We start from the raw sequence: 17,144 nt of genomic DNA, 5'->3' as shown, positions 1-17,144 counted from the left end.
AACGCGCACCCGGCACCGCGCCTTCTGCAGCGATGAGTGAATCTGCTGAGAATGGCGATTCGTGATGAAAGAGGAACCTTCACTGTTGATTCAACAAAGATTCTCGTAACTGTTGTGCATTCGGCAGATTCCGGTGAAGATGACTCTCAGATCGACACGAGCAGCCGTGGACTGCACTCGACGGAGAGTGCGACACCCATCATGAGCACCGAATCTCCGGCCATGCCGACGCGCGGCCATCATCGCGATCGCGGCCGTTGCGCTTCCACTGATTCGACTACGAAGGAGTAGCACCCATGGAGAACATCAGCCGTCGCGGGCTCTTGATGGGCGGACTCGCCGCCGCCGCAGGTCTCGCCGATGTCGCCGCCGGCGGGCAGCCGATCGGCCCCGGGAACGGTCATGGCAACGGGACGCCCTCGCTGAAGCACGCGAAGGGCGACAAGAATGCCTGGGACGTGATCGTGGTCGGGGCCGGCGCGGCGGGTATCGGCGCGGCACGGCGCCTCACAGACCAGAACCCCGACCTGCGCGTCGTGATCGTCGAGGCCCGCGACCGGATCGGCGGCCGCATGTACACCGACCGGACATCGATGGGCATCCCGGTCGAGCGCGGCTGCGAACTCGTCCATGGCGGCCCCTACGCGTCGACGTACCCGTGGATCGAGCAGGCCGGGTTCGACATGCGGATGTTCCAGAACAATTACATCCGCCAGGCTGATGCGCCGATGTCCTCGCCGGCCGCCCAATGGCATCAGTGGGACTCTCCGACCTCCTGGCTGTTCCCGCTGGGAATGCCGGAGGCGCTCAACCCGTACGACCCGGCTGGGCAGAACCTCCCGCTGCCGACCGTGGTCGACGGCGAGATGGCCGACGCGTACCTGCTGCGCCTCGGAGTGACGGCCGCGAACACGCCGACCGGGCTCAACTACGAGTTGACCGATGACAGCGAACCGCTGTACGCCACGGCCGCCGCTCGCGTCGCCGCACCGCTCCGGGACTGCATCCGGTACACGCTGCATCCCGACCAGGCGCCGGAGCCGGAGATCCTGGATCCGAACGATTCGCGCTACGACGACGGAGACTACAAGATCATCGGCGGCTACGACCAGCTGCTGCACTTCGTCGCCGGCGACGTTCCGGTCATGTTGCGGACCGTGGTCCAAGAGGTCGGATACACCACCAACGGTGTCGAGCTCCTCACCTCCAAGGGCACGATGTTCGGACGCCGAGTCGTCTTCGCCGTCCCCGCGGGAGTCATGCAGCGCCGCGACATTGCGTTCACCCCCGGCCTGCCTGCCGCAAAGTGGGCCGCCTTCGACGCGTTCGAGTACCACGACATCTTCAAGTGCGTGCTCGAGTTCAAAGAGAGGGTGTTCACGCCCAACGGCACCGATAACTGGGGTTACGCCGAATCGATGGACCACTTCCCGACCACGCTTTGGAACGCCTCGATCGCCTACCCGGGCTACAAGGGTCAGGTCATCGTCGGATGGGAGACCGGCGCGGCAGCACGAGAACTCCACGCGCTCCCGCTCGAGCAGAAGTATCAAGCCGTGCTCGAGGTCGTGCGAAAGTCGGCAGGTGACCCCGGCCTGCAGTACCACAAGGCCGTGATGACGGACTGGGCCAACGAGCCCTACTCATGGGGCCCGTACGGCAGCGGCGGCAGCTCGAGCGACATGGCCGCAACCGTCGGCGGCGTCCTGTACTGGGCAGGCATGCGCACCAGCACCGTGTCGTCGTCGTACTCGTCCGGCGTCACTCAGGCTGATCAACTCCTCCTGGCTCTCTAGGCCGGGTCGAGCTCACTCGATCGACCCGTCGAGCGCCGCCAGGAGCGCGTCGAGCGCCGGACGCTGGCCGGTGACGAGCAGCTCGCGCGCCTCGAACACCGGTGTCCATCGCGCCTCGTCGACCTCGGGGAACTGCTGGCGGCGCCCCGAACGCGGCGGCCACTCGATCTCGAACAGGTTCGACCGCAGCTCGTCGATCTCGAAGTCGGGGGCGCGGCAGGCGAACACCCGCACGGTCTTGCCCGAGGTGTACCGGAACGTGCCGAGGTCGATGACCTCGGATTCGGGCGCGGGGGCACCGATCTCCTCGGCGAACTCGCGCCGGGCCGCGACGAGCGGATCCTCGTCGGTGAACTCGCCCTTCGGGATCGACCAGGCGCCCGCCTGCTTGCGCGCCCAGAACGGTCCGCCCATGTGCCCGATGAAGACCTCGAGCCCACGGAGCTCGCGGAGGTCGCGGTAGAGCAGCAGGCCCGCGCTCGTCACCGGCACGGTGCACCGCCTCGCCCGATGCCGCTCGCAGCGGCCGGGAGTAGCGTGGGTCGAATCAGCCGGAGGAGGAGCACATGGCACGCATCGTGATCATCGGGGGCCACGGGAAGATCGCCCTGCAGCTCGAGCGCTTGCTCGCCGACCGCGGCAACGAGGTCGACGCGATCATCCGCAATCCCGACCATGCCGGCGACGTCACGGCCGCCGGGGCACGCCCGGTCGTCGCCGACATCGAACGGCTCGACGTCGACGACCTCGCCGAGATCCTGCACGGCCACGATGCCGTCGTCTGGTCGGCGGGAGCCGGCGGGGGCGACCCCGCACGCACGTACGCCGTCGATCGCGACGCGGCGATCCGCTCGATGGCGGCCGCCGAGAGCGCAGGCGTCATGCGGTACGTCATGGTGTCGTACTTCGGCTCGCCCGACCACACCGTGCCCGAGGGCAACTCGTTCCGCGCCTACGCCGAGGCGAAGGCGGCGGCCGACGAGCACCTCGCGGGCACGGCCCTCGACTGGACGATCCTCGGCCCGAGCACGCTGACCGACGGCGAGGGCACGGGCGCCATCGACGTCGGGCCGCCGAGCAGCGGCACGGTCGACCGAGCGGATGTCGCGGCCGTCGCCGCCGAAGCGGTGCACCGCGACTCGACGGTGCGCCGGACCATCCGCTTCAACGGCGGTGGCACGCCGATCGCCGAAGCGCTCGGCTGACCGACGCCGATCGAGCGCTGTCACGGGCGCCGCGACGATCAGTGCTCGCGTGGTCGTCGGATCAGCGACCAGAGCGCCGCGAGCCCCAAGAGGCCTCCGACCGCGAAGAACGTTCCGAGAATCGACCAGATCACCGTTTCCGTCGACATCGCCCACCTCCATGTCAGTGGGTTCATTCTGCACGCGGGCGCTCGCGACCGCCAGCATCCGGTGCGAGCGACGGTCGCGTGTCAGCCGAGCATCACCGAGTTGCGGTCGTTGGGACTGACGCGCACCGGCAGTACGGCGCCGGGCTGCCAGTTGTGCAGCGCGCCCTCGGCGATGACCGTCTGGTAGAGCGTTCGATACGGCGAATCGCCCGGCAGGGTCACGTCGAGTTGCACGGCGTAGACGATTGTCTCGCCGAGGCGCTTGCCGGTGTCGGTCAGCGAGACGACCGTTCCCGAGCCCTGGATCATCTGGCCGTAGGCCGACATGTTGGTGAAGGGATTGGCGACGGCAGCGCTGTGCGTGCCCGTGACGTCGTTCGGCCCGAGCCCTGCGAACTGCTCGGCCAGGTCCGCCGACTGGCGCAGATTCTCGCGGTAGTCGGTGTTGACCGTCTGGGTGTAGCCCGCCTTGGTGAGGCGGAAGAGGTCGCGGAACACGCCCATTCGCGGCTCGATCAGCTCGTGAAGGCGGTCTTGTTCGGGTCGGCCGGATCGACCGCGATGTCGTGCACGCTGCCCTCGGCGTAGTTGGCGAGGAACTGGGGTGCGAGCATCTCGCGCTTCTGCACGGTGTAGGGCTCGCGGCCGGGAAGCGTCACCTCGATCTCGAGCTGGTACCACGGGTTGCCCGAGATGCGCTCTCCGGTGTCGACAGCGCTCTTGATCACCGAGGTGCCGGGCTGACCGATCGCGATGATGCGATTGAGCTCCTGGCCGTAGGCGTTCAGCACGTCGTGGTCGGCCGACATGGCGGCGCTCACCTCGCTCGCATTGGCCATGGTGACGGGAGCTCCGTCGGTGTAGCCGGCATCGCGCATCGCCTGGTTCGCGAGCTCTTGGGCGGCTTGCGCCTGCGCCGCCCAGTCCTGCCCTGCCGCCTGGCCCGTGGCCTGGCTTCCGGCCTGGGTGAATGCGTTCTTCGCCTTGTCGAACAAGCCCATCTGCGGTGTCCCCTCGTCTCGGCGCCCGAATCGGGCTCGGTCGCACCCACCTTCTCACAACGAGGGTCTCGCATGGTCGGCTGTTGCGTGAACACCTCCGGGCGGGCGTCAACCCGTTGACCGCAGGCCGGGCGCGGCGCACGCTGGAGGGATCCCGACCGCGGAGGACATCATGACCGATCCACGAGAAACGACGCAACGACACGATCCTCGCAACGTCGACGCGGGCGTCCGAGACCCGGCCGACGACGAGCGCACCGCGGCCGACGAGATGGAGACGGCGGAAGAGGATGCCGCGCAGGACGCGGAATCCCAGGGCGACGACCCCAACGACTTCGAGGCCGACAATGCGGTCGAGGCCGATTCGCTCGAGACCCTCGATCCCGACAACCCGCCGGCGTAGCGGCTCGGCCCGTTCTGCTCTGAGCGGATCGAGCTGACGGCGAGCGGATGCCGCGGCTAACCTCTCGGCATGGGCGATGTCGTCGAGTTCACACGGGCAGCAGACGGGTACGAGGTGGAGCAGGGCGCACCGAGGACCGCGCCGAGTCCTGGGGGCTCGAAGCCCCTCTGGCGACACGCACTCGGCGAGGTGCTGCGCGGCGAGCGACTCGGCCAGGAGCGCATCCTCACCGAGGTGGCCGCGACCGCCGGCGTCTCGCCGCAGTACCTCTCCGAGATCGAGCGCGGTCGCAAGGAGCCGTCGTCGGAGGTGCTCGGCTCGGTCGCCGAGGCCCTCGGGCTCGACCTCGTCGACATCGTGCAGCGCGTCGGGTGGCTGCTCGGCGAACGACGGGAGGCGGAGCGTCGCGAAGCGGAGCGTCGCGAGCTGCTGAGGGTCGAGAGGTCGTTCGCGTTCCGTGCCGGGGAGCTGGCACCGTTCGACGTCGACGCGCAGCATGCGCTCGCGGCACTCCCCGACCCTGCATTCGGGAACGCGGCGACGAACGCGTACCTCCTCGCCGCCTGAGCCGTCCGGCCGGCGTGAGGGCCGCGGCGGCGTGACCGCGCCCTCGCCGGACCCTAGCCGCGCATGGCCGGCACCATGACCTGCGCCGTCAGCACGTGGTCGGCGAGGCCGTACTCGACGGCGGCCGCGGCCGGCAGGATGAGGTCGCGATCGGTGTCGTGACGCAGCGTCATCGCGTCGCGACCAGTGTCGGCGGCGAGGGCGGCCTCGAGCTCGGCGCGCACGCGCACGACCTCGTCGGCGTGCAGGATCAGGTCGGGGATCGTGCCGCGTCCCTGCGTCGACGGCTGGTGCAGCACGACGCGGCCGTGCGGCAGGATCGCCCGCATGCCCTTCGCCCCGCCCGCCAGCAGCACCGCGGCCGGCCCGCCCGCCTGGCCGACGCACGTCGTCGCGACATCCGGCCTGATGTGCTGCATCGTGTCGTAGACGGCGAGTGCTGCACCGGGCGAACCGCCGGGGGAGTTCAGGTAGAGGCTGATCGGCGTCTCGCTCGACTCCGAGGCGAGGTGCAGGAACTGCGCGATGAGCACGTTCGCGACGCCGTCGTCGATCTCTGTGCCGAGGTAGACGATGCGCTCCGACAGCAGCCGGCTGTAGACGTCGAGCGAGCGCTCGCTGTTGCCGCGCTTCTCGACGACGTAGGGGATCGTGTAGCTCGTCATGACGTTGCTCCTGTTCCTGCACTGGCCTGCAATCCAACCTGGGGGCGGTCGCCGCCGGGGAACATCTCGCCGAAGCCGTCGACGACGGCATCGATGAAGCCGTAGTCGACGGCTTCGGTCGCGGAGTACCAGCGGTCGCGGAGCGAGTCCTCGGCGATGCGCTCGATCGGCTGGCCGGTGTTCTCGGCGGTGATGCCGAGCACCGTGTCGCGCGTGTACCGCAGGTCGTCGGCCTGCAGCTCGATGTCGACCGCGGTGCCGCCGATGCCGGCGGAGCCCTGGTGCATGAGGATCCGCGAGTGCGGCAGCGCGAAGCGCTTGCCCCTCGTGCCCGCCGAGAGCAGGAACTGGCCCGCGCTCGCCGCGATGCCGACGGCGATCGTCGAGACGTCGTTCGGGATCGAGCGCATGACGTCGGCGATCGCGAGCATCGCCGAGACCGAGCCGCCGGGCGAATTGATCCAGAAGCGGATGTCGCGGCGCGGGTCGTCGGCCGCGAGCGTGACGAGCTGCGCGATGAGGCGGTTGCCGCCCGCCTGGTCGAGCTCGTCTCCCAGCACGATGATGCGCTCGTGGAAGAGGCGCCTCGTGAGTTCGGCGTCGATCGGATGGATCGGTGGGGTGTCGTGTTCGCTCATGTCCCCAGCGTGCGCGCCGCGGGCGAGGCGCGGGGCGGATGCCGCTGAGAGCAGTGCTGCTGCGAGCAGTGCTGCCGAGAGCAGCGTGCGCCGCGGCATCCGTGACATTGCGGGTCGTCCGCCTCGGCAGGGGCTCGGGCGGTCATGTCAAAATACTCCGGTGACCCGCCTCACCGACCCGACCGCGCATCACGCGACTCGTCGACGCATCCGGTGGCTGCCCGTCGCGCTGGCCGTGTTCGCCGGGATCGTGCTGCTCGGCGGGGTCGTGCTGCTCGCGATCTGGTTGCGCGCCCAGCCCGCCGTGCAGGAGTTCCTCACGCGGTACCCCGGCACGACGCCGCTGCCCGAGGGGGCGCCGATCGGCATTCCCGCGTGGCTCGGCTGGCAGCACTTCCTGAACGCCTTCTTCCTCGTGCTCCTCGTGCGCTCGGGCCTCCTGCTCAAGAAGGGCGGCCGCCCGCCGGCTCGCTGGGTTCGCAACAACGACGGGCTGATCCGCACGAAGAACCCGCCGTGGAAGGTCAGCATCCACCTCTGGCTGCACTACACGGTCGATGTGCTCTGGGTGCTCAACGGCATCGTCTTCATCGTGCTGCTCCTCGTCACCGGGCAGTGGATGCGCATCGTGCCGACGAGTGCCGACATCTGGCCGAACGCCGTGTCGGCAGGGTTGCAGTACGCCTCGCTCGACTGGCCGGTCGAGCACGCCTGGGTCAACTACAACAGCCTGCAGCTGCTCAGCTACTTCGCGATCGTGTTCGTCGTCGCGCCGCTCGCGGTGCTCACCGGGCTGCGTCTGTCGTCGGTCTGGCCGCAGCGGGCGGAGCGGCTGAACGCCGTCTACCCGGTGAAGCTCGCACGGGCGGTGCACTACCCGGTGATGCTCGTGTTCGTCGCCTTCGTCATCGTGCACGTGACACTCGTGTTCGCGACGGGTGCGCTGCGCAACCTCGATGCCATGTACGCGAGCCGCGATGGCGCGTCGTGGCTCGGCTTCGCGATCTTCGCGGTGTCGCTCGCCGTCATGATCGGCGGCTGGTTCGCCGTGCGACCGTCGGTGCTGAAGCCCGTCGCGAGCCGCATGGGCACCGTCACCCGCTGAGCGACGGGGCGGCGCGAGGCATCCCCGAGTGTCGGATAGGTAAGGCTGGCCTCAGAAGAAAGTCGCGTTGATCTGCGGAAAACAGTCCCTTCCCTGCTGCGTCCTCGACCTTCCCGGGCGTACCATCGCCGTATCGAACCGCGGTACACCGCACTGGGAGGTCACCATGAGCATGACGCTCGACGAACTGCCCGCCGTCGCCGAATGCTCGGTGGCCGGATGCTCCTACAACGACCATTCGCACTGCCATGCCGCCGCGGTCACGATCGGCGGCTCGGTCGGCGATGCGGAGTGCGCGACCTTCATCCCGCTGGGAGCCAAGGGCGGCCTCGACAAGGTCGTGACGCACGTCGGCGCCTGCCAGCGTTCGGAGTGCGTGCACAACGAGTCGCTCGAGTGCACCGCGCCGTCGGTGCGTGTGGGCCCCGGCGCGGTCGACGCCGACTGCCTCACCTACGACCCGCGCTGAGCCAGGGAGCTCGACGAGCGAGGGCGTCAGGCCACGACGTGGTCGACGGGCCCCTCGCTGAACTGGCACGACGTGGCTGAGAGGCGTGCCTCGGGGTCGAGCCGTGCGAGCACCGCGCCCGCGATGACGTAGAGCTGTTCGAGCTGCTCGGGCGCGAGGGCGTCGAGCACGTTCGCGCGCACCGTCTCGACGTGGCCGGGCGCGGCCTCCGAGATCAGGGAGAGGCCGGCACCGGTGATCGTCGCGTTCGTGGCCCGGCGGTCTTCGGGGCACGGGAAGCGCTCGATGAGTCCGCGCTCCTCGAGCCGCTTCGCGACGTGCGAGAGGCGGGGGAGCGTCGCGTTCGTGCGCGAGGCGAGCTCGGTCATGCGCATGGTGCGCGAGGGTGCCGCGCCGAGCGCCATGAGGGCGCCGTACTCGAAGTGCGTGAGCCCGGCGTCGCGCAGCAGCTGCGCGTCGAGGGCACCCGGGAGCAGCTCGGCGAGCGCCACGAGGCGCACCCACGCGGCCGACTCCTCGGGGGCGAGCCACCTCGTGTCATCCGTCATGCCCACGAGTCTACCGCATTGGTTGACGCAACAACTGAATGAGCGTAGAGTGTTGGTTGTCGCAACAAGTAAACGCGTCGAAGGGCGCGGGGAGGAAAGACATGACGACCGTCAGCATCATCGGAAACGGCAACATGGGCACCGCCATCGGCGGCATCGTCGCCGCAGGGGGCAACACCGTCGAGTTCATCGGGCGCGATACCGCCCAGCAGATCACCGGCGACATCGTCGTGCTCGCGGTGCCGCACTTCGCGATCGACGAGATCGTCGCCGCGCGCGGCACCGAGCTCGCCGGCAAGGTCGTGGTCGACATCACGAACCCGCTCGACTTCTCGACGTTCGACTCGCTCGTCGTGCCCGCCGACGGCTCGCGTGCGAGCGAGCTCGCAGCAGCCCTGCCCGACGCGAAGGTGCTGAAGGCGTTCAACACCAACTTCGCCGCCACGCTCGCCGCGAAGACCGTCGGTTCGAACCCCACGACCGTGCTCATCGCCGGTGACGACGACGATGCGAAGCTCGCCCTCGCCGAGGTCGTGCGCGCGGGCGGCGTGAACGCCGTCGACGCCGGCCGCCTCTCGCGTGCTCGCGAGCTCGAGGCCGTCGGCTTCCTGCAGCTCACCCTCGCCGTGCAGGAGAAGGTCGGCTGGGACGCCGGCATCGCGCTCGTCGCGTAACCCGGCTCGCGGGTCTCCCGCGTCAGACCTCGCTGCGCAGGTAGGCCAATTGCGCTCGAACGGATGCCTCGGCTGCAGTGCGCACCGAGGCATCCGTGTCGGCGTAGACGAGGTCGGTCACGGCGGCCGTCGATGCATCCGAACCGAGTTCGCGCAGCGCCGCGCGCACCTGGTCGAGCCGCTCGGCCCGGTGCGCGAGGTAGGCGCGGCAGATCTCCGCGAGGTCGGGGAGCACGGGGCCGTGGCCCGGCAGCACGCCCACCGGTCCCGGTGCGCCGAGGACGGAGAGCCGGTCGAGCGAGTCGAGGTACGGGCCGAGGGCGCCGTCGGGATCGGCGATGATCGTCGTGCCGCGGCCGAGGATCGTGTCGCCCGTGAGCATCGTGCCGCGGGCATCGTCGCCATCGATGAGGCGGTCGCCGGGCAGCCAGAAGCACACCGAGTCGGCCGTGTGCCCGGGGGTCGCGACCACGTCGATCTCGAGGCCGGCCGCCCGGATGCGCTCGCCGTCGACCAGCGGCGCCCCGGCCAGACAGAATGCCGGGTCGATCGCGCGCACCGGGGCATCCGTCATCGCGTGGAACGTCTCGAGCGACTCGGTGTGGTCGGGATGGTGGTGCGTGACGAGCACGAGGTCGACCCTGCCGGAGCCCGCCAGCGCCGCGAGGTGCCCGGCGTCCGACGGGCCGGGGTCGACCACCACGACGCGGTCGGATCCGGGTGCTCGCAGCACGTAGGAGTTCGTGCCGTCGAGGGTCATCGGCCCGGCGTTCGGGGCCAGCACGAGACGGGCGAACGTCGACACGCGGTCACCGCCGGCGGGAGCCCGACCCATGCCGGAAGCCTGATCCATGCGGGAAAGTGTATCGGCGGCGCCCGTGCGCGCCGGCGTGCCGAGTCATAGTCTGAGGTGATGAACAGCGAGCTGGAGTCACTGACGAACCCGGCGGCCACGGGCGCGGCCGCGACCGTCGTGCTGCTGCGCGACGGCGAACGCGGCGTCGAGGTGCTGCTGGCCGAACGCCCGCGCGATCGCGGCTCGTTTCCGGGAGCCTGGGTCTTCCCGGGCGGCGCGGTCGACGAAGCGGATGCCGCGGGCGACCCCCTCGACGGCATCGACGCCGCACGCCGTGCCGCCGTGCGCGAGACCTTCGAGGAGGTCGGACTCGTGCTCGACGGTGACGAGCTCGTGCCGTTCTCGCACTGGACGCCGCCCGCCAACGCCCCGAAGCGGCTGACCACGACGTTCTTCGCCGTGCGGGTGCCCGACGGCGAGCTGCGCCTGGCACCCGACGAGGTCGAGGCGGCCGCGTGGCTGCGTCCGACCGATGCGCTCGACCGGCACGCGGGCGGGGGCATGACGCTGTGGCCGCCGACCTGGGTGACCCTGCACGGCCTGTCGCACGCGGCGTCCGTCGACGAGGCGCTCGCCGAACTCCGCAGCGGCTCGGTCACGCCGTTCGTCGCGAAGGCGGTCGACGACGGGCAGATGATCCTCTGGCAGGAGGACGACGAGTTCGTGGCCGAGCACAAGCGGGAGGCCCGCGACCCCTCGGTGCCCGACGACGGACCCGATGCCGACGGCAATCGTCACCGCCTCATGATGGACCGGCTGCCGTGGATCTACATCAACACCCTCGGCGCAGGGTTCTGACCCCGTGACCGACGTCACGGTCGTCGGCAGCGGGCCCAACGGGCTCGTCGCCGCAGTGGTCGCCGCGCGGGCCGGGCTCTCGGTGCGGGTGGTCGAGGCGGCGCCGACGATCGGCGGCGGCCTGCGCACCGCCGAGCTCACGCTGCCCGGCTTCCGGCACGACGTGTGCTCGACGGTGCATCCGGCCGGCCTCGCCTCGCCCGTGTTCCGGACGCTCGGGCTCCTCGACGACATCGACTGGGTCGTGCCCGAGATCTCGTACGCGCACCCGCTCGACGGCGGCCGCGCCGGCGTCGCCTGGCGCGACCTCGATCGCACGGCCGACGGCCTCGAGGCCGACGGCGCCGCCTGGCGCAGCCTCCTCGCTCCGCTCCTCGCCCGCAGCCGCGGCGTCGTCGACTTCACGGGCTCGCAGCTGTTGCGCGTACCCCGCGACCCGATCGCGGCCCTGCAGTTCGGCCTGCGCGCGCTCGAACAGGGCACGGCGGCGTGGAACACCCGTTTCGTCGGGGACGTCGCGCCCGCGCTCTTCAGCGGCGTCGTCGCGCACGCGGCGGGCGGCATGCCCTCGCTCGCCTCCGCCGGCGCCGGGCTCCTCATCGCGATGCACGGTCACGGCGCCGGATGGGGACTCCCGGTCGGCGGTTCGCAGACGATCGCCGACGCACTCGCCGACGAACTCCGCGCGCGCGGCGGCGAGATCGTCACGGATGCCCCGGTGGCCTCGCTCGCGGAGGTCACGGGTTCGCGCGCGGTACTGCTCGACACCTCGCCGGAGCTGCTCTTCACCGCGGAGCTGCCCGGCCGCTACGCGCGGGCCCTCCGTCGATACCGCTACGGCTCGGGCGTGGCCAAGGTCGACTTCGCGCTGAGCGGGCCGGTGCCGTGGCGCAACGCCGAGGTTCGGCAGGCCCCCACCGTGCACCTCGGCGGCAGCCGTGCCGAGATCGCGGCGGCCGAGAACGCCGTCGCCCGCGGCTTCCAGCCCGGCGTCGCGGGCGGCGGGGGAGCGGAGCATCCGTACGTGCTCGTGACCCAGCCGACGGTCGCCGACCCGACCCGCGCGCCCGAGGGCAAGCACGTGCTGTGGGCCTACACGCACGTGCCCGCCGGGTCGACGCTCGACGCGACCGAACTCGTCACGGCCGAGGTCGAGCGCTTCGCGCCGGGCTTCCGCGACGTCGTGCTCGCCTCGGCGTCGAGCTCGGCGGCCGAACTCGGCCGGTACAACGCGAACTACGTCGGCGGCGACATCTACTCGGGCGCGCTCACGATGGCGCAGCTGCTGAAGCGGCCGGTCGTCTCGCCGAGGCCCTGGCGCACGCCGGTCGACGGCGTCTACCTCTGCTCGAGCGCGACGGCTCCCGGCCCCGCGGTGCACGGGATGAACGGCTGGTTCGCCGCGAAGCTCGCCCTGAGGGAGCGCTTCGGCCTGCGCTGATAGCGCCGGTCGGCGTAGCGTTGGAACGTGGAGTGGACCGATTGGTTCGACGCGCACGACTACGAGATCGCACGGCAGATCCTGCAGCGCGGGGTCGGTGCGCTCGCGTTCGTCGCCTTCCTCTCGACGCTGAACCAGTTCCGGCCGCTCCTCGGCGAGCACGGCCTGCTGCCGGTGCCGGAGCTGCTGCGTCGCGCGTCGCGGCTCCGCGGGCCGAGCGTCTTCCGCTGGGGCTACTCCGATCGGAGACTCGTCGTGGTCGCCGTCGTCGGGCTCGTGCTCGCGGCATCCGTCGTGGCAGGTCTGCCGCAGCTCGGACCGCCGTGGGTGCCGCTCATCGTCTTCCTCGTGCTCTGGATCCTCTACCTGTCGATCGTGAACGTCGGCCAGACCTTCTACGGCTTCGGCTGGGAGATGCTCCTCTGCGAGGCGCTCTTCACGGTGGCGTTCCTCGGCTCCGACCAGACGCCGCCGCCGCCGACCATCGTCATCGCCGTCTGGTGGCTCGTGTTCCGCCTCGAATTCGGCGCGGGCATGATCAAGATCCGGGGCGGACGCGAGTGGCGCGACCTGACCGCGCTCATGTACCACCACGAGACGCAGCCGATGCCGGGCCCGCTGAGTCGGCAGGCGCACCTGCTGCCGAATTGGTTCCACAAGGGTGAGGTGCTCGGCAATCACTTCGCGCAGCTCGTGGTGCCGTTCCTGCTCTTCGTGCCCGGCCCGGTCGGCTCGTCGGCCGCGGCGATCGTGATCCTCACGCAGCTCTGGCTCATCGTGACCGGCAACTTCGCGTGGCTCAACTGGATCACGGTCGTGCTCGCGGCATCCGCCGTCACCGACTCGGCCTGGCACTGGCTGATCCCCGCGATCCCCTCCGATCTGGGCACGGATGCCGCGGCGACGCCGATCTGGTGGGCGGTCGTCGTGCTCGGAGCATCCGCTCTGCTCATCGTGTTGAGCTTCTGGCCGATCAGGAACCTGTTCTCACGGCGCCAGCTCATGAACGCCGCCTTCAACCGCTGGATGCTCGTGAACGCCTACGGCGCCTTCGGCACGGTCACGAAGCGGCGCATCGAGATCGTCGTCGAGGGCACGCTCGCCGAGACCCCCGGCGACGGCACCGAGTGGCGGGAGTACGCGTTCAAGGGCAAGCCCGGGGCGCTGGGCGCCATCCCGCGGCAATGGGCGCCGTACCATCTGCGACTCGACTGGCTCATGTGGTTCCTGCCGCTCGGGCGCATGTGGGAACCCTGGTTCGAGGTGTTCCTCCTGCGACTGCTCCAAGCGGATGCCCCGACGCTCGCACTGCTCGACACCGACCCGTTCGGCGGCGCCGCCCCGCGCTGGATCCGGGCTCGGGCCTACCACTACCGGTTCACGACGCGGGCGGAGTTCCGGCAGACGGGTGACCGCTGGGTGCGCACGCTGGAGGGCGAGGTCGTGCCGCCGTCTGGGCTCGGCTGACGGCCGCGGCCGTTCCACAGATTCGGAGATCTGCACAGTCTCGGACCGCAGGACCGGTTCCCGCCGAAGTCGTGCAGTTCTCCGCCGCTCTGGCGGGCGCGCGACGCGGGCCTACTCGACCGGCAACGCCTCCGCCGGCTGGTGCTCGATGTCGTCGACGTGCGCGCTCGGCATCGCGATGCCGCCGGCGATCGTGAGGACCGCCGCGACGAGCACCGCGACGAACACCGCGGTCGAGGCACCGTGGATCGCCACGGGGGAGTGCTCGCCGAGACCTGACCGCGCGATCACGCCGTTCGCGACCGCGCCGAAGATCGCGACGCCGACCGCGCTGCCCATCGAGCGGAGGAACATGTTGGCGCCCGTGACGACGCCGCGCTCCGACCACGGCACCGACGACTGCGCGGCGATGAGCGTGGGCGAGGCCACGAGGCCGAGGCCGAGGCCCACGATGAAGCACGCGATCGCCGTGGTCCACACGTTCGGCGTGAGCGAGGCGGCCACGAGCGCCGCGGAGCCGAGCACGGAGACCGCGAGGCCGATGAGTGCGGTACGGCGGAAGCCGATGCGGAGGAAGAGCCGGCCCGCCTGGCTCGCCGCGATCGGCCAGCCGAGGGTCAGCGCGGCCACGGCGAGTCCCGACACGAGCGGGGAGGCCCCCGCGGTCGCCTCGAGGAAGGTCGGCACGTACGAGGTGAGCCCGATGAGCACGGCCCCGACGCCGAGCGAGATGAGCGAGGTCGTGACGATGAGCCGCCGGGAGAAGACCCAGAGCGGCAGCACCGGTTCGGCGGCACGTCGCTCGATGAACACGAACGCGACGAGCAGCAGGGCGCCGATCGTGAACGCGCCGATCGACTGCCAGGAGAGCCACTCCCATGCCTGTCCGCCCTCGAGCACGGCGAGGATCAGCAGGGTCGACGCGATCGTCAGCACGGTCGCGCCGGCGAAGTCGATGCGGTGCTTCTCGCGCGTGACGGACTCGTGGTACGAGCGGAGGAGCATCCACCCGGCGATGAGGCAGAGCGGGATGTTCACGAAGAAGATCCACCGCCACGACGCGAACTCGGCGAACAGTCCGCCGAGGGTCGGGCCGACGACCGAGGAGATCGCCCAGACGCTCGCGATGTAGCCCTGCACACGTGCGCGCTCGCGCACCGTGTAGATGTCGCCCGTGATCGTGATGGAGACGGGCAGCACCGCGCCGGCGCCGAGGCCCTGGATCGCGCGGAAGACGATGAGCGAGGTCATGTCCCATGCGAAGCCGCAGAGCACGGAGCCGACGAGGAAGATGCCGATGCCGATCAGCATGATCGGCTTGCGCCCCACGGTGTCGGCGAGCTTCGAGTAGATCGGCACCGAGACGGCCTGGGCGAGCAGGTAGATCGAGAACAGCCACGGGAACTGCGTGAAGCCGCCGAGGTCGGCCACGATCGACGGCACCGCGGTCGCGAGGATCGTCGAATCGATCGCGATGAGGCCCGTGGCCAGCATCACGGAGATGAGCACCGGCCCACGCGCCGAACGGAATCCCACGGCAGTCGTCTCGGTCACGTTCCCCCTCGGTTCCGGGCGCGCAACGGCGCTCCCAAGAAAGGCAACGCCCGTGGCGCCGATTCATTCCGCGGATGCCGCGGCTCACGATGAAGGGCGCACGGCCGTCGATGCTCCGAACGGCATCGCGTGGATACCGGAACGAACTCGCCGGGTCAAGCACGTGCTCCGGCGGGCCCTGCCCACTACCGTCGATCCCATGAGGATCCGCACGAAACGCCCGGTCGCCCCGCCGCCTCCCGCCGCGGCGGAGATCACGACCGACGGCGACTCCCGCGCGCCCGAAGTTCGGATCAACGCCTTCCGCATCGGCTTCGTCGGGGCGCTGGGCGTGCTCCTCGCGGTGCTCCTCGGCGGCATCGTCGGCGAGCTCGGCACCGTGATCCTCTACGTCGCGCTCGCGCTGTTCCTCGCGCTCGGCCTCGACCCGATCGTGAGCTGGCTCCAGCGTCGCGGCATGGCACGCTGGGTCGCGATCCTCATCGTCTTCGCCGGCGTCATCGGCATCTTCGTCGGCCTCATCGCGACCATCGTGCCGATCGTGGTCGAGCAGACGACGAACATCGTCGAGAACTGGGACGACATCGTCGCGAACGTGCAGCACAGCCCGTTCGTGACGTGGCTCAACGGCCTCACGGGCAGCGGCAACGCGATCAAGGACGCGATCGAGTCCGCGGGTGACTGGCTCGCCGACCCCGAGAACCTCGGATCGCTCGGCGGTGGCCTCCTCGCAGTGGGCGCGGGCATCGCCGGCGGCTTCACGGGCGCCACGATCGTGCTCATCCTCACCCTCTACTTCCTCGCGTCGCTCGACTCGATGAAGCGCTACGCCGCTCGCTTCGTGCCGGCGAGCTCGCGCCCCGGCTACCGCGACGTGTCGGAGGAGATCACGGGCTCGGTTGGCCGGTACGTCATGGGGCAGGTCGGCCTCGCCACGATCAACGGCGTGCTGAGCCTCATCTACCTGTCGATCATCGGGGCGCCGGTGCCGATCCTCCTGGCGTTCATCGCCTTCCTCTTCTCGCTCGTGCCGCTCGTCGGCACGCTCACCGGCGCGATCATCATCACGCTCGTCTCGTTCGCGGCGTCGCCCGAGACCGCGCTCGCCGCCGCCATCTACTACCTGATCTACATGCAGGTCGAGGCCTACGTGCTGAGCCCGCGCATCATGAGCCGCGCCGTCGCCGTGCCCGGAGCACTCGTCGTGATCGCGGCGGTCGCGGGCGGCACGCTCGGCGGCGTGCTCGGCGCCCTCGTCGCGATCCCCGTCGCGGCGTCGCTCATCATCATCGTGGAGAAGGTCGTCTTCCCCCGCCAGGACACGATGTAGCCGATCGCATCGGCCGACCGCCGGGTGCCGGGAGTCCCGGAATGCGCCGACGCTCTGGCATGCTGAACGGATGCCCAGTGCCGTTCAGTTGATCCGGACCTCGACGCTCTCCGATGTCGCCGAATACGCTTACGCGGCGACTGCGCCGAAGGACGCGAGACTCGTCTTCCTCGCCGGTGCCTGCCCGTTGGACGACGACGGCGCGACGCTCGCAGTCGGCGATTACGTGGGCCAGGCGGCCGCATGCATCGAGACGATGACACGTGCGCTCGCCGCCGCGGGTGCCACGATCGATGACGTCATCAGCACTCGCGTGCTTGTCGCGTCGTCACGGCGCGAAGACCTGGGCGCAGTCTGGCAGGTCGTGCGCGACGCATTCGGATCCCACGACGCGCCGAGCACGCTGCTCGGTGTAACGGTGCTCGGCTGGGAGCACCAGCTGGTCGAGGTGGAAGCAGTCGCAGCAGTCGTCGACTGA

The 17,144-nt window shown here is 70.2% G+C and carries 20 protein-coding genes; 12 read left to right on the top strand and 8 right to left on the bottom strand.

The window, feature by feature from the left end; all coding sequences use genetic code 11:
- The first annotated feature begins 296 nt into the window (after positions 1-296).
- Positions 297-1,796: a flavin monoamine oxidase family protein gene (locus ESP57_RS06220; protein WP_129230940.1), complete on the top strand. Its 1,500-nt coding sequence runs from the start codon at positions 297-299 to the stop codon at positions 1,794-1,796.
- 12 nt (positions 1,797-1,808) lie between these two features.
- Here ESP57_RS06220 and ESP57_RS06215 read toward each other — a convergent pair whose 3' ends face one another.
- Positions 1,809-2,288, bottom strand: coding sequence for an NUDIX hydrolase (locus ESP57_RS06215; RefSeq protein ID WP_129230939.1), 480 nt, complete (start codon positions 2,286-2,288; stop codon positions 1,809-1,811).
- Positions 2,289-2,362: 74 nt separating this feature from the next.
- Here ESP57_RS06215 and ESP57_RS06210 point away from each other — a divergent pair, with 74 nt between their 5' ends.
- A complete protein-coding gene (locus tag ESP57_RS06210; protein WP_129230938.1) occupies positions 2,363-3,001 on the top strand; it encodes an NAD(P)H-binding protein in 639 nt (212 codons plus the stop codon).
- A gap of 230 nt (positions 3,002-3,231) precedes the next feature.
- Here ESP57_RS06210 and ESP57_RS06205 read toward each other — a convergent pair whose 3' ends face one another.
- Both ESP57_RS06205 and ESP57_RS06200 read right to left on the bottom strand, forming a co-directional pair.
- The gene (locus ESP57_RS06205; RefSeq protein WP_129230937.1) at positions 3,232-3,654 is read right to left on the bottom strand and encodes a hypothetical protein; all 423 of its coding nucleotides are present in this window, start codon (positions 3,652-3,654) and stop codon (positions 3,232-3,234) included.
- 11 nt (positions 3,655-3,665) lie between these two features.
- Complete coding sequence (locus ESP57_RS06200; protein WP_115963033.1) at positions 3,666-4,151, bottom strand: hypothetical protein; 486 nt, start codon at positions 4,149-4,151, stop codon at positions 3,666-3,668.
- A gap of 172 nt (positions 4,152-4,323) precedes the next feature.
- Here ESP57_RS06200 and ESP57_RS06195 point away from each other — a divergent pair, with 172 nt between their 5' ends.
- Positions 4,324-4,554, top strand: coding sequence for a hypothetical protein (locus ESP57_RS06195; RefSeq protein ID WP_129230936.1), 231 nt, complete (start codon positions 4,324-4,326; stop codon positions 4,552-4,554).
- Positions 4,555-4,623: 69 nt separating this feature from the next.
- Entirely contained in the window at positions 4,624-5,121 is a 498-nt protein-coding gene (locus ESP57_RS18830) for a helix-turn-helix domain-containing protein (protein WP_129230935.1), read from the top strand.
- Positions 5,122-5,174: 53 nt separating this feature from the next.
- Here ESP57_RS18830 and ESP57_RS06185 read toward each other — a convergent pair whose 3' ends face one another.
- Together ESP57_RS06185 and ESP57_RS06180 are read right to left on the bottom strand one after the other, a co-directional pair.
- Positions 5,175-5,786: a ClpP family protease gene (locus ESP57_RS06185; protein WP_056004901.1), complete on the bottom strand. Its 612-nt coding sequence runs from the start codon at positions 5,784-5,786 to the stop codon at positions 5,175-5,177.
- Positions 5,783-6,424, bottom strand: a complete 642-nt coding sequence (locus tag ESP57_RS06180; protein ID WP_129230934.1) for a ClpP family protease — start codon at positions 6,422-6,424, stop codon at positions 5,783-5,785. The genes ESP57_RS06185 and ESP57_RS06180 overlap by 4 nt, the downstream gene beginning before the upstream one ends.
- Before the next feature lie 160 nt (positions 6,425-6,584).
- On the opposite strand from ESP57_RS06180, the gene ESP57_RS06175 reads away from it, so the two are divergent.
- Both ESP57_RS06175 and ESP57_RS06170 read left to right on the top strand, forming a co-directional pair.
- Positions 6,585-7,529 carry a cytochrome b/b6 domain-containing protein gene (locus ESP57_RS06175; RefSeq protein ID WP_424219388.1) on the top strand — a complete coding sequence of 315 codons (945 nt, stop codon included), beginning with the start codon at positions 6,585-6,587 and terminating at the stop codon, positions 7,527-7,529.
- 166 nt (positions 7,530-7,695) lie between these two features.
- Entirely contained in the window at positions 7,696-7,998 is a 303-nt protein-coding gene (locus tag ESP57_RS06170; RefSeq protein ID WP_056004900.1) for a DUF1540 domain-containing protein, read from the top strand.
- A gap of 26 nt (positions 7,999-8,024) precedes the next feature.
- Here ESP57_RS06170 and ESP57_RS06165 read toward each other — a convergent pair whose 3' ends face one another.
- Positions 8,025-8,546: a MarR family winged helix-turn-helix transcriptional regulator gene (locus ESP57_RS06165; protein WP_129230932.1), complete on the bottom strand. Its 522-nt coding sequence runs from the start codon at positions 8,544-8,546 to the stop codon at positions 8,025-8,027.
- Between the two features lie 101 nt (positions 8,547-8,647).
- On the opposite strand from ESP57_RS06165, the gene ESP57_RS06160 reads away from it, so the two are divergent.
- Positions 8,648-9,220: an NADPH-dependent F420 reductase gene (locus tag ESP57_RS06160; RefSeq protein WP_056004896.1), complete on the top strand. Its 573-nt coding sequence runs from the start codon at positions 8,648-8,650 to the stop codon at positions 9,218-9,220.
- Positions 9,221-9,242: 22 nt separating this feature from the next.
- Here the strand turns inward: ESP57_RS06160 and ESP57_RS06155 are convergent, their stop codons facing one another.
- The gene (locus tag ESP57_RS06155; protein ID WP_424219385.1) at positions 9,243-10,073 is read right to left on the bottom strand and encodes an MBL fold metallo-hydrolase; all 831 of its coding nucleotides are present in this window, start codon (positions 10,071-10,073) and stop codon (positions 9,243-9,245) included.
- Between the two features lie 60 nt (positions 10,074-10,133).
- On the opposite strand from ESP57_RS06155, the gene ESP57_RS06150 reads away from it, so the two are divergent.
- From ESP57_RS06150 to ESP57_RS06140, 3 genes are read left to right on the top strand one after another with little or no spacing between them, the layout of a single operon-like run.
- Entirely contained in the window at positions 10,134-10,874 is a 741-nt protein-coding gene (locus ESP57_RS06150) for an NUDIX hydrolase (RefSeq protein WP_056004894.1), read from the top strand.
- 4 nt (positions 10,875-10,878) lie between these two features.
- Entirely contained in the window at positions 10,879-12,315 is a 1,437-nt protein-coding gene (locus tag ESP57_RS06145; protein WP_129230931.1) for a phytoene desaturase family protein, read from the top strand.
- 27 nt (positions 12,316-12,342) lie between these two features.
- Positions 12,343-13,782 (top strand): lipase maturation factor family protein, encoded by a 1,440-nt coding sequence (locus ESP57_RS06140; RefSeq protein WP_129230930.1) that lies wholly within the window; start codon positions 12,343-12,345, stop codon positions 13,780-13,782.
- A gap of 111 nt (positions 13,783-13,893) precedes the next feature.
- Here ESP57_RS06140 and ESP57_RS06135 read toward each other — a convergent pair whose 3' ends face one another.
- Positions 13,894-15,336 carry an MDR family MFS transporter gene (locus tag ESP57_RS06135; protein WP_424219382.1) on the bottom strand — a complete coding sequence of 481 codons (1,443 nt, stop codon included), beginning with the start codon at positions 15,334-15,336 and terminating at the stop codon, positions 13,894-13,896.
- 199 nt (positions 15,337-15,535) lie between these two features.
- On the opposite strand from ESP57_RS06135, the gene ESP57_RS06130 reads away from it, so the two are divergent.
- Together ESP57_RS06130 and ESP57_RS06125 are read left to right on the top strand one after the other, a co-directional pair.
- Positions 15,536-16,666: an AI-2E family transporter gene (locus ESP57_RS06130; protein WP_115963006.1), complete on the top strand. Its 1,131-nt coding sequence runs from the start codon at positions 15,536-15,538 to the stop codon at positions 16,664-16,666.
- Between the two features lie 70 nt (positions 16,667-16,736).
- On the top strand, positions 16,737-17,144 hold the full coding sequence (locus ESP57_RS06125; RefSeq protein ID WP_056004886.1) for a RidA family protein: 408 nt from the start codon (positions 16,737-16,739) through the stop codon (positions 17,142-17,144).

Origin of the sequence: Agromyces fucosus, from assembly GCF_004134865.1 — a bacterium.
In the GTDB taxonomy this organism is placed as follows: domain Bacteria; phylum Actinomycetota; class Actinomycetes; order Actinomycetales; family Microbacteriaceae; genus Agromyces; species Agromyces fucosus.
The sequence above is the reverse complement of the archived record's forward strand: the minus strand, read 5'-3'. Positions and strand labels throughout refer to the sequence as shown.

What these genes read in the sequence shown, in the direction of transcription:
- ESP57_RS06220 (WP_129230940.1), top strand. Translation starts at nt 297, where the DNA reads ATGGAGAACATCAGCCGTCGCGGGCTCTTGATGGGCGGACTCGCCGCC.
- ESP57_RS06210 (WP_129230938.1), top strand. Translation starts at nt 2,363, where the DNA reads ATGGCACGCATCGTGATCATCGGGGGCCACGGGAAGATCGCCCTGCAG.
- ESP57_RS06205 (WP_129230937.1), bottom strand. Translation starts at nt 3,654, where the DNA reads ATGGGCGTGTTCCGCGACCTCTTCCGCCTCACCAAGGCGGGCTACACC.
- ESP57_RS06200 (WP_115963033.1), bottom strand. Translation starts at nt 4,151, where the DNA reads ATGGGCTTGTTCGACAAGGCGAAGAACGCATTCACCCAGGCCGGAAGC.
- ESP57_RS06195 (WP_129230936.1), top strand. Translation starts at nt 4,324, where the DNA reads ATGACCGATCCACGAGAAACGACGCAACGACACGATCCTCGCAACGTC.
- ESP57_RS18830 (WP_129230935.1), top strand. Translation starts at nt 4,624, where the DNA reads ATGGGCGATGTCGTCGAGTTCACACGGGCAGCAGACGGGTACGAGGTG.
- ESP57_RS06185 (WP_056004901.1), bottom strand. Translation starts at nt 5,786, where the DNA reads ATGACGAGCTACACGATCCCCTACGTCGTCGAGAAGCGCGGCAACAGC.
- ESP57_RS06180 (WP_129230934.1), bottom strand. Translation starts at nt 6,424, where the DNA reads ATGAGCGAACACGACACCCCACCGATCCATCCGATCGACGCCGAACTC.
- ESP57_RS06170 (WP_056004900.1), top strand. Translation starts at nt 7,696, where the DNA reads ATGAGCATGACGCTCGACGAACTGCCCGCCGTCGCCGAATGCTCGGTG.
- ESP57_RS06165 (WP_129230932.1), bottom strand. Translation starts at nt 8,546, where the DNA reads ATGACGGATGACACGAGGTGGCTCGCCCCCGAGGAGTCGGCCGCGTGG.
- ESP57_RS06160 (WP_056004896.1), top strand. Translation starts at nt 8,648, where the DNA reads ATGACGACCGTCAGCATCATCGGAAACGGCAACATGGGCACCGCCATC.
- ESP57_RS06155 (WP_424219385.1), bottom strand. Translation starts at nt 10,073, where the DNA reads ATGGATCAGGCTTCCGGCATGGGTCGGGCTCCCGCCGGCGGTGACCGC.
- ESP57_RS06150 (WP_056004894.1), top strand. Translation starts at nt 10,134, where the DNA reads ATGAACAGCGAGCTGGAGTCACTGACGAACCCGGCGGCCACGGGCGCG.
- ESP57_RS06130 (WP_115963006.1), top strand. Translation starts at nt 15,536, where the DNA reads ATGAGGATCCGCACGAAACGCCCGGTCGCCCCGCCGCCTCCCGCCGCG.
- ESP57_RS06125 (WP_056004886.1), top strand. Translation starts at nt 16,737, where the DNA reads ATGCCCAGTGCCGTTCAGTTGATCCGGACCTCGACGCTCTCCGATGTC.